The 15,622-nt window shown below is 60.3% G+C and carries 14 protein-coding genes; 13 read left to right on the top strand and 1 reads right to left on the bottom strand.

The annotated features are described in order from the left end of the window. Nucleotides 1-142: 142 nt before the first annotated feature. The 10 genes from ACP7BO_RS05895 to ACP7BO_RS05940 all read left to right on the top strand — a co-directional run bounded on the left by ACP7BO_RS05895 (nucleotide 143) and on the right by ACP7BO_RS05940 (nucleotide 11,621). Complete coding sequence (locus tag ACP7BO_RS05895; protein ID WP_426209094.1) at nucleotides 143-985, top strand: inositol monophosphatase family protein; 843 nt, start codon at nucleotides 143-145, stop codon at nucleotides 983-985. 83 nt (nucleotides 986-1,068) lie between these two features. Then, complete coding sequence (locus tag ACP7BO_RS05900) at nucleotides 1,069-2,445, top strand: MFS transporter (protein WP_397454496.1); 1,377 nt, start codon at nucleotides 1,069-1,071, stop codon at nucleotides 2,443-2,445. 149 nt (nucleotides 2,446-2,594) lie between these two features. After that, nucleotides 2,595-3,380 (top strand): oligogalacturonate-specific porin KdgM family protein, encoded by a 786-nt coding sequence (locus ACP7BO_RS05905; protein ID WP_397454497.1) that lies wholly within the window; start codon nucleotides 2,595-2,597, stop codon nucleotides 3,378-3,380. 38 nt (nucleotides 3,381-3,418) lie between these two features. After that, on the top strand, nucleotides 3,419-4,723 hold the full coding sequence (locus tag ACP7BO_RS05910) for a histidine-type phosphatase (RefSeq protein ID WP_426209096.1): 1,305 nt from the start codon (nucleotides 3,419-3,421) through the stop codon (nucleotides 4,721-4,723). Between the two features lie 124 nt (nucleotides 4,724-4,847). Next, entirely contained in the window at nucleotides 4,848-6,140 is a 1,293-nt protein-coding gene (locus ACP7BO_RS05915; protein WP_426209098.1) for a histidine-type phosphatase, read from the top strand. A gap of 116 nt (nucleotides 6,141-6,256) precedes the next feature. Beyond that, nucleotides 6,257-7,192 (top strand): LysR family transcriptional regulator, encoded by a 936-nt coding sequence (locus ACP7BO_RS05920; protein WP_426209100.1) that lies wholly within the window; start codon nucleotides 6,257-6,259, stop codon nucleotides 7,190-7,192. A 141-nt stretch (nucleotides 7,193-7,333) separates the two neighbouring features. Beyond that, entirely contained in the window at nucleotides 7,334-8,788 is a 1,455-nt protein-coding gene (gene tcuA, locus ACP7BO_RS05925) for an FAD-dependent tricarballylate dehydrogenase TcuA (RefSeq protein WP_397454501.1), read from the top strand. After that, a complete protein-coding gene (tcuB, locus tag ACP7BO_RS05930) occupies nucleotides 8,775-9,932 on the top strand; it encodes a tricarballylate utilization 4Fe-4S protein TcuB (RefSeq protein WP_060694421.1) in 1,158 nt (385 codons plus the stop codon). The genes tcuA and tcuB overlap by 14 nt, the downstream gene beginning before the upstream one ends. A gap of 46 nt (nucleotides 9,933-9,978) precedes the next feature. Then, nucleotides 9,979-11,280, top strand: coding sequence for an MFS transporter (locus ACP7BO_RS05935; protein ID WP_060694424.1), 1,302 nt, complete (start codon nucleotides 9,979-9,981; stop codon nucleotides 11,278-11,280). A gap of 86 nt (nucleotides 11,281-11,366) precedes the next feature. Further along, nucleotides 11,367-11,621, top strand: coding sequence for a hypothetical protein (locus tag ACP7BO_RS05940; RefSeq protein WP_397454503.1), 255 nt, complete (start codon nucleotides 11,367-11,369; stop codon nucleotides 11,619-11,621). Nucleotides 11,622-11,631: 10 nt separating this feature from the next. Here the strand turns inward: ACP7BO_RS05940 and ACP7BO_RS05945 are convergent, their stop codons facing one another. After that, the gene (locus tag ACP7BO_RS05945) at nucleotides 11,632-12,393 is read right to left on the bottom strand and encodes a FadR/GntR family transcriptional regulator (RefSeq protein WP_397454504.1); all 762 of its coding nucleotides are present in this window, start codon (nucleotides 12,391-12,393) and stop codon (nucleotides 11,632-11,634) included. A 238-nt stretch (nucleotides 12,394-12,631) separates the two neighbouring features. Between ACP7BO_RS05945 and ACP7BO_RS05950 the strand changes: the two genes are divergently transcribed. From ACP7BO_RS05950 to ACP7BO_RS05960, 3 genes are all read left to right on the top strand, one after another. Then, nucleotides 12,632-13,372 (top strand): SDR family oxidoreductase, encoded by a 741-nt coding sequence (locus ACP7BO_RS05950; RefSeq protein ID WP_426209104.1) that lies wholly within the window; start codon nucleotides 12,632-12,634, stop codon nucleotides 13,370-13,372. A 108-nt stretch (nucleotides 13,373-13,480) separates the two neighbouring features. After that, nucleotides 13,481-14,329 carry a fumarylacetoacetate hydrolase family protein gene (locus tag ACP7BO_RS05955; RefSeq protein ID WP_397454506.1) on the top strand — a complete coding sequence of 283 codons (849 nt, stop codon included), beginning with the start codon at nucleotides 13,481-13,483 and terminating at the stop codon, nucleotides 14,327-14,329. Between the two features lie 14 nt (nucleotides 14,330-14,343). Further along, complete coding sequence (locus ACP7BO_RS05960) at nucleotides 14,344-15,621, top strand: L-fuconate dehydratase (protein ID WP_426209106.1); 1,278 nt, start codon at nucleotides 14,344-14,346, stop codon at nucleotides 15,619-15,621. Nucleotide 15,622 lies beyond the last annotated feature (1 nt).

The following is a 15,622-nucleotide window of genomic DNA, read 5'->3' on the forward strand; positions in this document are numbered from 1 at the left end:
ATTTTTCTGTTGAATTGAATTTTTATTTCGTGTTGTATGAGCCATAACAGTGAATCGCCCCCTGCCCGCGTGAAGGCAAAAAGGTCCATTCACTTTTTTTAAACAGTAGATTGCACACGTGTGCAATCCAAGGGAATAAAGCATGTCGGCCAACCTCACTGCTCACCTGGACCTCGCCCAACACCAGCCGTTAGCCCTCGAGCATCGCTACATGCAAGCCCAGCGCATCGCGGTTCAGGCCGCGCAGCTGGGGCTTGAATACTATCGCCAGCGCGAAACCCTGGAAGTCCTTCACAAAGACGGTGTTGGCCAGGACGTCGTCAGCATGGCCGACCGTGAACTGGAAGATTTCATCAAGGGGCAACTGGCCGAACAGTTCCCCGAAGATGGCTTTCTCGGTGAAGAAACCGGGGCCAGTGACTTGCAGGCGCGCTGCATCTGGGTGGTCGACCCGATTGACGGCACCAGCTGTTTCGTCAACGGCTTGCACACCTGGTGCGTGTCCATTGGCTTGCTGGTGGATGGCGTGCCGTACCTGGGCGCTGTGGCCGATGCCAACCACGATGAACTGTTTCATGCCTGCAAAGGCCTGGGCGCCTACGTCAACCAGACGCCGATCACGGTCAACCCGGCTGCCGATCTGACCCTGGGCGTGACCGGGGTCGGCACCTCCCATCGGCGAGGCAAGGAGCACTTTGTGCCGTTCCTCAAACAGCTGCTGGATGAGGGCGGAATGTTCATTCGTAATGGTTCGGGTGCGTTAATGATCGCCTACGTCGCCGCCGGACGCCTGCTCGGCTACTACGAAACCCATATCAACAGCTGGGACTGCCTGGCGGGCCTGGTGCTGGTCAGCGAAGCCGGTGGCCAGTGCAGTGATTTTTTAAAGGACCAGGGCCTGACTGAAGGCAACCCGCTGCTGGTGGCTGCCCCTCAGCTTTACCCGGCTCTGGCCCGCATGATCGGGCCGTCCTTGAACGGGTAAATGCTGTGGCCGCTGGCAGGCCGGCGCCCACACAAGTTTTGAAAGCAGGCCCCAAGAAAAACAAAAACAGGAAATCTTGCGCCATGACATCTCTACTCAATGCCTTCAAGGCAGCACCTGCCCGCGAGGGTGCCCCCAGCCATGACATACAACGGTTCAAGGTATTGCGCTGGCAAACCTTTCTGTCCATGTCACTGAGCTACGCCTTGTTCTACGTATGTCGCCTCTCGTTCAACGTGGTCAAGCCGGCGCTGGTATCGAACAACATCCTGACCCCCACCCAACTGGGCATCATCGGCTCGGCGCTGTTCTTCGCCTATGCGGTCGGCAAACTGGTCAACGGCTTTCTGGCCGACCACTCCAATGTCCGGCGCTTCATGATGCTGGGCCTGCTGCTCAGCGCCATCGTCAACGCCTGCATGGGCATGACCACCAACACGATCATCCTGACCCTGATCTGGGGCCTCAACGGCTGGGCCCAGTCCATGGGCGTCGGGCCGTGCGTGGTCTCGCTGTCGCGCTGGTACACCGACAAGGAACGCGGCACGTTCTATGGCTTCTGGTCGATTGCCCACAGCCTGGGCGAAGCCTTGACCTACGTGGCCGTGGCCGCCGTGGTGGTGACCTGGGGCTGGCAGTTCGGTTACTGGCTCGCCACCCTTATGGGCCTGGTGGGGCTGGCCCTGATTTACTTCTTTATGGCCGACTCGCCACAAAGTTGCGGCTTTGCTCCCGTGCAAGCCCCCGAGCCCCATGACAAGGCCGGGCCAAGCATCCTCGGCAAACAGCTGGAACTGCTGAAAAACCCGGCCCTGTGGCTGCTCGCACTGGCCTCCTGCCTGATGTACATCGGGCGCTATGCGGTGATTTCCTGGGGCGTGTTCTTCCTTGAAAACGCTAAGGCCTACAACACCCTGAGCGCCTCGACACTGATCTCCATTACCGGAGTTTTCGGGATTATCGGTACCGGCCTGAGCGGGTTGATTTCGGACCGTTTCTTCAATGGCAAGCGCAACGCCCTGGCGATGATTTTCGGCTTGATGAACACCGCGTCGCTGGCCGCGTTCCTGTTCGTTCCGGCCGGCCACTATTGGCTGGATGCCACAGCCATGATGTTCTTCGGCCTTTCGATGGGCGCGCTGCTGTGTTTCCTCGGCGGGCTGATGGCCACGGACATTGCCTCCAAAAGCGCTTCGGGCGCCGCGCTGGGCATGATCGGTATCGCCAGCTATGGCGGCGCAGCAGCAGGTGAAATTCTCACCGGCGTGCTGATCGAGCACGGCACCACGGTATTGAGCAATGGCAGCAAGTTGTATCAATTCCAGACCCTGTCGATCTTCTGGGTCAGCGCTTCACTGATTTCGGTACTCATGACCGCCCTGTTTGCCCTGTACATCCAGAAGCGCACGCCACCGCCAATGGGTAAAACAGCAGCGTTCCCTGAGCCGACAAAGATATAAACCAACGGTTGGCTTTGAAATAAACAGTGACATATACCTGCAATATTCATCCCGCATAGTTGGCGACTGGCCAGCAAGGAGTTGTGTGTTTCCCAAGAGCAATACCGCCGTGTCTTGGAACTAACAACAACAATAAATGAGCAAACAAGATGACCTACCCATTGAATGAAGCCCTGAACACCGGTTTTTTTTCACCACAGGTTGCACACGTGTGCAAACCCGGTCGCTACAACGGCCTGATCGCCGCCCTGTGCTTCACCGCGCTGGAAGGCGCGCTCATGCTGATGCCCACTGCGTCCCACGCGCTGGATCTGGACTACCAGCATCAGTACAACGAAAAGGATCGTGACCACACTGACAAGGTGATGATCACCCAGGCCCTGGACAATGGCCTGGCGTTCTCCTTCCAGATGGTCGCCAGCCCCGCGGTCAAGGAAAACGGCCAGCCGGGCCAGCCGTTTGAACACATGACCAAGGACGCCCTGAAAGGCAAGGTCAAGTACTCACACAAACTCACCAAGCGCTTGAAGTTCAAACCCAAGTTCACCTACTCCCAGGGCAAGGATAAAAAGTCCTATAAACCGGCGTTCAAATTCCCCTACGAGTTGAACAAAAGTTTTTCCGTGATCCCCGGTTACTACTACAAAGTCACCACTTTTAAAGATGACGGCAAGGACACCAAAAGAGACAACGTCTGGTCACTGGGCGGCAAGTACCGAACCGACCGGATGTCCATCGGCATCGCGCGCAAAGAGATTTACAGCAACCAGATAGCGTTTGACGGCAAGAAACGTAACTACAGCAACAAGTTCGTCATCGACTACAAAGTGACCCACCGGTTCATTCCGTACTTTGAAGTGGCCGACGTGTACGTCGACAAAGACACCGACGAGCGTCAGGCCCGCTATCGCGTGGGCTTTAAATACAAATTCTGATCGCGCCCTTCCCTTCAAGACCCCTCAGGAGACTGTGAATGAACGTTTCTCTTTCGGCCCTTTTTCGTGTCACGGGCCCGTTGCTGACTGCCGCACTAAGCATCAGCGCCCCCCTGATTGCCCACGCCCAGGACAACGGCCACTACGTACTGGAAAAAGCCGTACAGGTCAGCCGCCACGGCGTGCGCCCGCAGACCGACACACAAAAACTGGTGGACGCCACCCAGCGCCAATGGCCCACCTGGCTGGTGCGTGACGGTGAACTTACCGGCCATGGTTATCTGGCAGCCAGCCTGATGGGCGCCTGGCAAGCCGGGCATTATCGTCAGGCCGGGTTGCTCCCGGCGGGTTGCCCGGACAACACCACGGTGTACACCCTGTCCAGCCCCAAACAACGCACTCGCGCCACGGCCGCCGCGTTGCTCGACGGCATGTTCCCTGGCTGCGGGCAAAAGGCCCTGGCCAGCGCGGAAAAACTCGACCCGCTGTTCCAGACCGACAAGATGGACTTTGCCCGCATCGACCCGGTGATCGCCAAAGGCGAAATCCTCAAGGCCGTGGGCGGCGACCTGCAAGCGGCGAAGGCCCGGCTGCAACCGGACCTGGACCTGCTCAAGGCCGCAGCCTGTGTCGAAGGCAAGCCCTGCCCGTTCTACGAGGCCGAATGGGTGCTGAAACAGAATGATGAGGGACGCCTGAAGATCAAGGGCCTGGACAAGGCGTCATCCCTGGGCGAAACCTTTCGCCTGCAATACAGCGAAGGCAAGCCGTTGTCCGAAGTCGCCTTCGGCCACGCGGCCGATGCCAGACAAGTGATGGCCCTGACCCGCCTGCACCGCGCCAAGTACGACTTCGTCAACGACACCCCGCACATTGCCAGACGCGGTGGCTCGCAGCTGATGAACCAACTGCTGCTGGCACTGGAACAAGGCACCGCGCTGGAAAAATCCGACCCGCTGGGCAATCCGCCCAAAGCCCCGTTGCTGGTAATGGTTGCGCACGACACCAACCTCTCGCACTTGCGCACCCTGCTCGGTTTTCACTGGGCCCTGGGCGAGTACCAGCCCGGCAACATCCCGCCAACCGGCACCCTGGCCTTTGAACGCTATCGCGACGCAAACAGTGGTGAACGCTTCATCCGCACCACCTTCCTGACCCAGTCACCGGATCAGATCCGCAACCTGACTCCGCTGACCGGCAACAACGTGCCGCTGCAGGTGGACTTCGAACAGCCCGGCTGCAAAAAAACCGCGGTTGGCACCCTGTGCCCGCTGGAGAGTTTTGCCAGCACGCTGAGCAAAGCCATTGACCGCACCGCGATGACCACGGCGCGCTATCCATAACGCTGTACACACCCCTGTAGGAGCGAGCTTGCTCGCGAGCTTCTACAGGGCATTTACAGTGCTCAGCCTGTTTGCCGACTAGACTCTGCGCCCATTGTGTCCAGCAAGACCAAAAGGAACCCCCATGAAGACCTCGCTCTACGCCAGCCTGCTACTGGCCGGCATGCTCAGCCCGCCAGCCTTTGCCCAAACCGCGTCCAGTGACGGCTACGTACTGGATAAAGTGGTACAGGTCAGCCGCCACGGGGTACGACCGCCGACCGAGTCCAATGAAAAACTGCTCACCCGCGTGACCCAGCGTCAATGGCCAACGTGGCTGGTGCCGCTGGGCAATCTGACCGGCCACGGCTACGCCGGCGCCGTCGAAATGGGCCGTTATCGCGGCCAGGTCCTGCGCACTGCCGGGCTGATCCCAAAAGGCTGCCCGGACGCCCGCCAACTACTGGTCCATGCCAGCCCCCTGCAACGCACCAAAGCCACGGCCCAGGCCTTGCTCGACGGCATGTTCCCCGGTTGCGGGTTCCAGCCGACCTATGTTGCAGGCGAACAGGACGCCCTGTTCCAGGCCAATGAAATGCCATTTGCCGCCCTTGACCCGGCAAAAGCCAAGGCCCAAATCCTCAAGGCTCTGGGCGGCAGTGTTGAAGCCGCACAAGAGCGCTACAAACCCTTTGAAGAAAAACTCCGGGAAGTCGCCTGCCTGCCTGCCGCCGATTGCCCGTACGGCAAACAGCCCTGGGTACTCGAAGAAAACGCCAAGGGCCGCTTCTCGATCAAGGGCCTGAGCGCCGGTGCCAACATGGGTGAAGTGTTCCGCCTGGAGTACAGCCAGGGCCTGCCACTGGACAAGGTCGCCTTCGGCAATGCCCGCACCCCGGCCGAGGTGTCGAGCCTGATGGTACTGACCAAAGCCAAATACGACTTCCTCAATGACATCCCCTACATCGCCAGCCGTGGCGCGTCCGAGCTGATGAACCAGATTTCCCTGGAGCTCAAGCAAGGCACCACCTTCGCCAGTAAGGATCCACAGGGCACCCCGCCCGATGTACCGCTGATGCTGCTGGTGGCCCACGACACCAACATCTCGTACCTGCGCACCATGCTCGGCTTCGGCTGGAAGCTGGGTGACTATCTGGAAAACAACATCCCGCCGGTAGGCACATTGCAGTTCGAGCGTTACAAGGAAGTCAAAACCGGCGACTACTTTTTGCGCATCGCCTTTGAAGCCCAGTCGATGGATCAGATCCGCAACCTGACCCGGCTAGACGGCACCGAAACACCGCTCAAGGGTGATTTCGCAAGCGCCAAAGACTGCCGCAAAACCAGCGTCGGCCTGTTGTGCCCGCTCAAAGAGGCGCTGGTCAAAGTCGATCAGAACATTGATCCGACCGCGCTCACGCCTTACAGCTTCCAATAACCGGCGGCCTGGCGTAAAAGTCGCTTTCTGCGTTGAACCCGGGATGGGCACAATAGCGGCTCGACTCGCCAGGCATTTCCCGGCGTCTGAATCAGCATTTGAGGGAGCGGTATCGTTTGGAGTTGAGGCAACTGCGCTATTTCGTAAAGATTGTTGAACTGGGCAGTCTTGGACGTGCCGCCCTTGAACTGGACGTCGGGGTTTCGGCCCTGAGCCAGCAAATCTCCAAGCTCGAAAACGAGCTGTCGACCCGCCTGCTGAATCGCACCTCCACCGGCGTCACCCCCACCAGCGCCGGTGTCGCCTTTTTACATCACGCCCAACTGACCCTGCGTCAGGCCGAAAACGCCGTGATGGCTGCCCATCGCGGCCGTATGAGCGGGTACGTCAGCGTCGGCCTGGCCCCCACCACGGCTACCGTGCTCGCGTTGCCCTTGATCAATGCGATGCGTGAGCGCTATCCGGACATTCAGTTGCATCTGGTGGAGATGCTGTCGGGCCATTTGGCCACGCAGCTCAATGCACGACAGATTGACCTGGCCATCCTGTTTCAGCTCGAAGGCGGGAAGCGCTGGAGCATCACCCCCCTGCTCGATGAAAAACTGTTTGTCATCGCCTCACCCGAACTGCCCAATGCTCCTCGCGGTGATGGCGTGCAGATAGCCGACCTGGGCGGCTTGCCGCTGGTGATGCCGAGTTCGCAACACGGGCTGCGTTCAACCTTGATGACGGCATTCGAGCGTTCGGGGATCACCCCCAATATCGTGATGGAAGTCGACGGTCTGGCAATCTTGATGAACGCCGTGCGGGCCGGGCATGCCGCCACGATTCAACCCGGCGCGGCTGCGGCGCTTAAAGGCGAGTCAGGGCTTTCACTGGTGCAAATCACTGACCCCCATGTGGGCCGGCGTAATCTTCTGGCGACCCTGGCCGATGACGAACTGTCCCCGGCGGCGCTGGCCACGCGGCTGGTGATGGTGGAGGTGGCAAAAAAACTGGTGCTGGATCACCAGTGGCCCGGTGCAACCCTGATTGAAACCGCCGACGACTAGCAACCCGAACCGGCCAACCCTTTAGTAGAACTAAACACCCCGCGTCGAATCCTGTCTTTCGGCGCTTTGGGCGCTCACCTACCTTCTCCCTCCTTTGCAAGGCGCAATTGTTCCGGCTGCCTTGCGAACCGAGGAGAAATAATGATCGATGTACTCATCATAGGTGGCGGCAATGCAGCCCTGTGTGCCGCACTGATGGCTCGGGAAGCCGGCGCCAGCGTCATGCTGCTTGAAGCCTCGCCCAAGGTATGGCGAGGCGGCAATTCTCAACACACGCGTAACCTGCGCTGCATGCACGATGCCCCTCAGGACGTGCTGATCGATGCCTATCCCGAAGAGGAATACTGGCAAGACCTGCTGAAGGTCACCGGCGGTATCACCGATGAGAAACTGGCCCGCATCGCCATTCGCGCGTCTTCGACCTGCCGCGACTGGATGCGCTCCCACGGCGTGCATTTTCAACCGCCGCTATCAGGCGCGCTGCATGTGGCGCGGACCAACGCCTTTTTCATGGGCGGCGGTAAAGCCCTGGTCAATGCTTATTTCCGCAGTGCCGAACGCCTGGGCGTCGAGATCCGCTACAACACACAAGTGACCGACATTGAGCTCAAGGACGGCAAATTCATCGCCGCCCACATTGGCGCACATGAGGTCGATGGCCAGGCCGTGGCCGCGCAACGCATTGAAGCCCGGGCCTGCGTACTGGCGGCAGGCGGCTTTGAGTCCAACCGTGAATGGCTGCGCGAAGCCTGGGGGCAGAATGAACGGGGCGAATGGCCTTCGGACAACTTCCTGATCCGTGGCACACGGTTCAACACCGGTATCTTGCTGCGCCGCATGCTGGATCACGGTGCTGACGGGATCGGCGATCCGACCCAGGCGCACATGGTCGCCATTGATGCCCGCGCGCCTCTGTATGACGGCGGTATTTGCACGCGCATCGATTGCGTATCACTGGGTGTGGTCGTCAACCGTGACGGCGAGCGGTTCTACGATGAGGGCGAAGATTTCTGGCCCAAGCGCTATGCCATCTGGGGACGGCTGGTGGCGGGCCAACCGGGTCAGCAGGCGTACTCGATCATCGACCAGCAAGCCATCGGCCGCTTCATGCCGCCGGTGTTCCCCGGTACCCGGGCCAACACCCTGGAGGATCTGGCCCGCCAGCTGCAGCTGCCCCAGGCGGCGTTCGTGAAAACCGTGGAGGACTACAACAAGGCCTGTCACGTCGGCACCTTCGACCACACCGCGCTGGACGATTGCCACACCCGGGGGCTGACCCCGGCCAAAACCCATTGGGCACGGCCGCTGGTGCAACCACCGTTCTATGCCTATCCGCTCAAACCGGGCGTTACCTTCACCTATCTGGGCCTTGCCACCGACGAAACCGCTGCCGTGCATTTCAATGGCAAGCCCAGCCCCAACCTGTTCGTTGCCGGCGAAATGATGGCCGGCAACGTACTGGGCAAGGGCTACACCGCGGGTATCGGCATGGCCATCGGTACCGCGTTCGGGCGTATTGCCGGCGTACAGGCCGCCGCCTCCGTGGGCTATGGCCCTTCCTCCACGATTTCGGAATCTCGACATGCAACTGTTTGATCCCAAGGCCTCCGGCGAATTGATCCCGGTATTGAACCTTGATGAAACCGAAGTCCAGCGCCAGCTGGCGATCTGCAACTCCTGCCGTTACTGCGAGGGCTTCTGCGCGGTGTTTCCGGCCATGACCCGGCGTCTTGAGTTTGCCCAGGCCGATATCCACTACCTGGCCAATCTTTGCCACAACTGTGGTGCGTGCCTGCATGCCTGCCAATACGCAGCCCCCCACGAATTTGCAATCAATGTGCCCAAGGCCATGGCCAAGGTACGCCTCGACACCTACGCCGAATACGCCTGGCCCAAGGCCCTGGGCACTTTGTATCAGCGCAACGGCCTGACCCTGGCCCTGGCCACTGCGGCGGGGCTGGCATTATTTCTGTGCCTCATGCTGATGGTGATGGGCAATCTCTTGACCCCTATGGCCGGGGGCAATTTCTACGGGATTTTCCCGCACAACACACTGGCACTGATGTTCGGGCCGGTGTTCGGCTTTGCAGTGCTTGCCCTGACCCTGGGAGTACGCCGCTTCTGGCGCGATATTTCACCTGCCAGCGCCCCTCTGGGGCTTAAAACCTCAGCGGCCCTGGAAGCGACGTCCAACGTTGCCCGGCTCAAGTATCTGGACGGAGGGCACGGTGAGGGCTGTAACAATAGCGACGACGCGTTCACCCTGTGGCGTCGGCGCTTCCACCACCTGACCTTCTACGGCTTCATGCTGTGCTTCGCAGCTACCGGCGTCGCCACCCTCTATCACTTTGTCCTGCACTGGTCGGCTCCGTATCCGGTGTTCAGCCTGCCCGTGATGCTGGGCATTGTCGGTGGTCTTGGCCTGCTGGTCGGCCCGGCCGGGTTGTTATGGCTGAACCTGCGCCGTCATCCGGATCAGGGCGACGAACAGCAAAAGCCCATGGACCGCGGCTTTATCGCATTGCTGCTGTTGATCAGTGCCAGCGGGCTGGCGTTACTCGCCCTGCGTGACACCAGCGCCCTGGGGCTGGCCCTGGCGATCCACCTCGGCCTGGTCATGGCGTTCTTCCTGACCATGCCGTACAGCAAATTTGCCCACGGCATCTTCCGCAGCGCAGCCCTGCTCAAATACGCCATCGAAAAGCGCCAGCCCAACCCGATTAACGCCGCAAGCGACTGACACGCGAACACTCATTCCAATAACAATATCCAGCAAGACGGTAGCCATGATGAAAACAACAATAGAAACAAGCCGCAAAAAGGGGTCCAAGCTAGGCGCCATTTTGCGGGTCACCAGCGGTAACTTCCTCGAACAGTTCGACTTCTTCCTGTTCGGTTTTTACGCCACCTATATCTCCAGGACCTTCTTTCCTGCGACCAGCGAATTTGCCTCGCTGATGATGACCTTTGCAGTCTTTGGTTCCGGCTTTTTGATGCGCCCGCTGGGCGCCATCATTCTGGGTGCCTACATCGACAAGGTGGGACGCCGTAAAGGGCTGATCGTAACGCTGTCGATCATGGCCGCGGGCACGGTACTGATTGCACTGGTGCCGGGCTATGCCAGCATCGGCATTGCCGCTCCGGTTCTGGTGTTGCTGGGACGGCTGCTGCAAGGGTTTTCTGCGGGTGCAGAAATGGGCGGTGTTTCGGTGTATCTGGCCGAAATCGCCACGCCCGGGCGAACCGGTTTCTACACCAGCTGGCAATCAGCCAGTCAGCAGGTGGCGATCATTCTGGCCGCTGCACTGGGATACTCGATCAATGCATTTATGGAGACGTCCGAGATTGCCGCCTGGGGTTGGCGCATTCCGTTCTTCATCGGCTGCGTGATTATCCCGTTCATCTTTGTCATTCGCCGCTCGCTGGAAGAAACCGAGGCCTTCAAAGCCCGGCGCCACCACCCAAGCGCCAGCGAAGTGTTCCGCTCCATGCGTGAAAACTGGCGGACCGTGCTGGCGGGCGGCCTGCTGGCATCCATGACCACCACCACCTTCTACCTGATCACGGTCTACACCCCGACCTTCGGCAGGACCGTGCTCAACCTGAGCACCACCGACAGTCTGGTGGTGACTCTGTTCGTCGGCCTGAGCAACTTCATCTGGTTACCCATTGGCGGCGCCCTCTCCGACAAAATCGGCCGTCGGCCCCTGCTGCTGGGCATTTCCCTGCTGTGCATGCTCACCGCCTATCCGGCCATGCATTGGCTGGCCGAAGCCGCGAGCTTTGAACGGCTGCTCATCGTGCTGCTGTACTTCTCGTTCTTCTTTGGTCTGTACAACGGCGCAATGGTGGCAGCCCTGACCGAAGTCATGCCGCAAAACGTACGGGTGGTGGGGTTCTCTCTGGCCTTCAGCCTGGCCACGGCGCTGTTCGGCGGCTTCACACCTGCCATCTCGACCATTCTGGTACAGGCTACCGGAGACAAGGCATCCCCTGCGTTCTGGCTGATGTTCGCGGCCTTTTGCGGGTTCTGCGCAACGATGGCGCTGTACCGTCAGCAAAAAGCGCCGGTGCTCAACGTGGCATAAGCAAATAGCCATGCCCCCTGTGTAGAAACGCTCACGTGAGCTACATTGAGCCCGCTTCTAATAACAACACTCCCACAGGGGGAAACTTGAACACTAATCAAAAACTGAGAACCTTCGACCTGATCCGTGAAGCCGTTCTGCCGGAGTATCGCGACCGGGTAGCCGAATACCTGGTCCTGTATGAAGAAGCGCTGCACGACGCAAACGCACGTCCCGACGAGGTGCGTTGCGCCGCCAATCAGCTCAAGGGCTACCTGCGCGGCCTGAACACCACCCGGGTGTTGGGCATGGCTGATCTCGAAGAGCTGGAGCGGCGCATCAGCGAATCATGGCTGCAGTGAGCGCCGCGACTTACTGAGCGCTGCGACTGAAAATCCTGATCACTTCATCCAGATGCTCGGCCATCGCCTGACGCGCGGCGCCCGGATCATGTTGCTCCAGTGCCTGCAGCACCCGCCGGTGTTCGTCTTCCGAACGATGGGGCATGTCACCAGAACCGTAATGACTTTGCAGGCGCTGGAACATGCTGCCGTAACGATGGCCCAGCAGGTGCTGGATCATCAGCGCGTAGGCCGGGTTGTCCGAGGCCTGGGCGATGCGGATATGGAACAGGCGGTCGCCGGGATGGGTGTGCGAACCCTCGCGGTTGTCCTGCACGTTGCGCTCGAACGCTTCGCGGATGCCTGCCAGTTCTTCATCGCTGGCATTCAACGCCGCCAGTGCCGCGGCCTCGGGTTCGATCAGACGGCGCGCCTGGAGCAAGGCGAAGGGCGGGATCTCGGCACTGAAATCCACCTCGATCCCCAGCTCGGGGTCCAGTTCCTTCCATTGATTGCGCGTGACCTGGGCCATCACCGGCTCATTCGATACCGCTTGCACCGGCGGCTCGCAGACCAATACCCCGTTACCGACCCGCACATCCACCAAGCCAATCACTTCCAGAGCAATCATCGCCTCGCGCACAGATGCCCGGCTCACGCCCAGCAACTTGGCCAACTCGCGCTCAGCCGGCAAACGGCTGCCCGGCGGAAATTCACCGCTGTCGATCAAGGCCCGTAGCTGATCGGCGATCTGCCGGTAAAGTCTTTGGTTATCAATAACTTGAAATGGCATTGTGAAATAAGCTCTGGTCTGGACGGCGTTCGACGAGCACTTTTGTGGAAAAAAGACGCTTGTTGATGCTTGGGGTGCATGCTACAAAAGGCTCAATGGCCTGACCATTGAACGGATAACGTAAGGCGATCATAGCAAACCTTATCCCGATACTTGCGTCGTTTTGCCATTTGCTACGCCTACAATGGCCTGACCATTGGGCCAAAATAAAAATAATGAATCGCGACACGGAGCACCTATGGATCTTTCCGGCAAACGCGTGCTGATCACGGCAGCCGCTCAGGGCATTGGCCTGGCCAGTGTCCAGGCGTACCTCGCCGCTGGCGCTGAAGTCTTCGCCGCCGACATCAATGCCGCTGCCCTCGACGCCATCGAAGGGGCACAGCCTCATCTTTTAGACGTTACCGATGCCGCTGCAATCGAGCGCCTGGCCAGCAAACTTGGCCCGCTGGATGTGCTGTTCAACTGCGCCGGCGTGGTGCACAGCGGCAACATTCTGGAGTGCAGCGAAAAAGACTGGAACTTCGCCCTGGACCTCAACGTCACCGCCATGTACCGCATGATCCGCGCCTTCTTGCCGGGCATGCTGAGCAGTGGCGGCGGCTCGATCATCAACATGGCCTCGGTGGCGTCCAGCGTCAAAGGCGTACCCAACCGCTTTGCCTACTGCGCCAGCAAGGGTGCAGTGATTGGCCTGACCCGTTCGGTGGCGGCTGACTTTGTGAGCCAGAACATCCGCTGCAACGCCATCTGCCCCGGCACCGTCGACTCCCCTTCCCTGCGTCAGCGCATCAGCGAACAGGCTCTGCGCGAAGGCCGCAGTGTCGACGAGGTGTACGCCGCCTTCGCTGCACGCCAGCCCATGGGCCGCATCGGCAGCGCCGAAGAAATCGCCCAGCTGGCGCTGTATCTGGGGTCGAGTGCCAGCGGCTTCACCACCGGCACCGCCCAAATCATTGATGGCGGCTGGAGCAACTAGCCCCTTCCACACCTGTAGGAGCGAGCTTGCTCGCGAGCTTTTTTCAAGATCAACAGCTCGCGAGCAAGCTCGCTCCTACAGGGGTTCATCATCAACCAAGGAATTTTTATGAAACTGCTGCGCATCGGTAAAAAAGGCCAGGAACGTCCCGCCCTGCTTGATAACAACGGTCAATTGCGCGACTTGTCCGCAGTGGTCACTGATATCGCAGGCGCTACCCTCAGCCCGCAAAGTATTGCCCGCCTGCAAGAGATCGACCCATCCACCCTGCCGCTGGTAGAAGGCTCGCCACGCATTGGCGCCTGTGTCGGCCAGGTCGGCAAGTTCATTTGCATTGGCCTCAACTACGCCGACCACGCCGCCGAAACCGGCGCCGCCATCCCGGCCGAGCCGGTGGTGTTCAGCAAGTGGACCAGCGCCATCGTCGGCCCCGACGACGATATCGAAATCCCGCGCAACTCCCGTAAAACCGACTGGGAAGTCGAGCTGGGCGTGGTCATCGGCAAAGGCGGGCGCTATATCAGCGAAAGCGACGCCCTGGAGCATGTAGCCGGTTACTGCGTGATTAATGACGTGTCCGAGCGCGAGTTCCAGCTGGAACTGGGCGGCACCTGGGACAAAGGCAAAGGCTGCGACACCTTCGGCCCGCTCGGCCCGTGGCTGGTCACCCGGGATGAAATCGCCGACCCGCATCAGCTCGACCTGTGGCTGGAAGTCGATGGCAAGCGCTACCAGAACGGCAACACGCGGACGATGATTTTCCAGATCCCGAAAATCATCAGCTACCTCAGCCAGTTCATGAGCCTGCAACCCGGCGATGTGATTTCCACCGGCACCCCGCCCGGCGTCGGCCTGGGCATCAAGCCCGAGCCGGTGTACCTGCGCGCCGGTCAGCAGATCCGCCTGGGCATCGCCGGCCTGGGCGAACAAAACCAACGCACCGTGAATGCCGAGTGACAGGGAGCTGCGCCATGACCACCATTACTGCCGTACGCGTTGAAGACATCCGCTTCCCCACTTCGCAATCGCTGGACGGTTCGGATGCGATGAACCCGGACCCGGACTACTCCGCGGCCTATGTGATTCTCGACACCGATACCCCGGGCCTGGAAGGCCACGGCCTGACCTTCACCATCGGCCGCGGCAACGAAATTTGCTGCGCTTCGATCAAGGCCCTGGCCAGCCTGCTGGTGGGGTTGAAGCTGGAGTGGATCGCCGAAGACATGGGGCGTTTCTGGCGCCACGTCACCAGCGACAGCCAACTGCGCTGGATCGGCCCCGACAAGGGCGCGATTCACCTGGCCACCGGGGCGGTGGTCAACGCCGCCTGGGACCTGTGGGCCAAAGCCGAGGGCAAGCCGGTATGGCGCCTGGTGGCGGACATGAGCCCCGAGCAATTGGTGCGCTGCATTGATTTCCGTTACATCACCGACTGCATCACCCCCGCGCAAGCCCTGACCTTGCTGCGCGAACGCGCCCACGGCAAAGCCGAGCGCCTGGCACTGCTCCAAGCCAACGGCTACCCCTGCTACACCACCTCGGCCGGGTGGCTGGGCTATGCCGACGACAAGCTGCGCCGCCTGTGCCAGGAAGCGGTCGATGCCGGTTTCTCCCACGTCAAACTCAAAGTCGGCCACGACCTGCAGGACGACATTCGCCGCGTACGCATTGCACGTGAAGTGCTGGGCCCGGACCGCCAGTTGATGATCGACGCCAACCAGGTCTGGGAAGTCGATACCGCGATCGACTGGGTGCGTGAACTGTCGTTCGCCAACCCGTGGTTTATCGAAGAGCCCACCAGCCCGGACGACGTCGAAGGCCACCGCAAAATCCGCCTGGGCGTGGCCCCGGTCAAAGTGGCCACCGGCGAGATGTGCCAGAACCGCATCGTGTTCAAGCAACTGATCATGCGTGAAGCGATTGATGTGGTGCAGATCGATGCCTGCCGCCTGGGCGGGGTCAACGAAGTACTGGCCGTGATGCTGATGGCCGCCAAGTACAACTTGCCGGTGTGCCCGCACGCCGGCGGGGTTGGCCTGTGCGAATACGTACAGCACCTGTCGATGATCGATTACCTGTGTATGGCCGGTACCCATGAAGGCCGGGTGGTGGAATTTGTCGATCACTTGCACGAGCACTTTGAAGACCCGTGCGTGATTCGCAACGCGGCGTATATGCCGCCACAGGCACCGGGGTTCTCGATCCAGATGAAGGCCGCGTCCCGCGAGCAGTACCGGTATCGGGGCTAAA

Source organism: Pseudomonas sp. TWR2-1-1 (assembly GCF_049897045.1).
Classification (GTDB): Bacteria; Pseudomonadota; Gammaproteobacteria; order Pseudomonadales; family Pseudomonadaceae; genus Aquipseudomonas; species Aquipseudomonas versuta.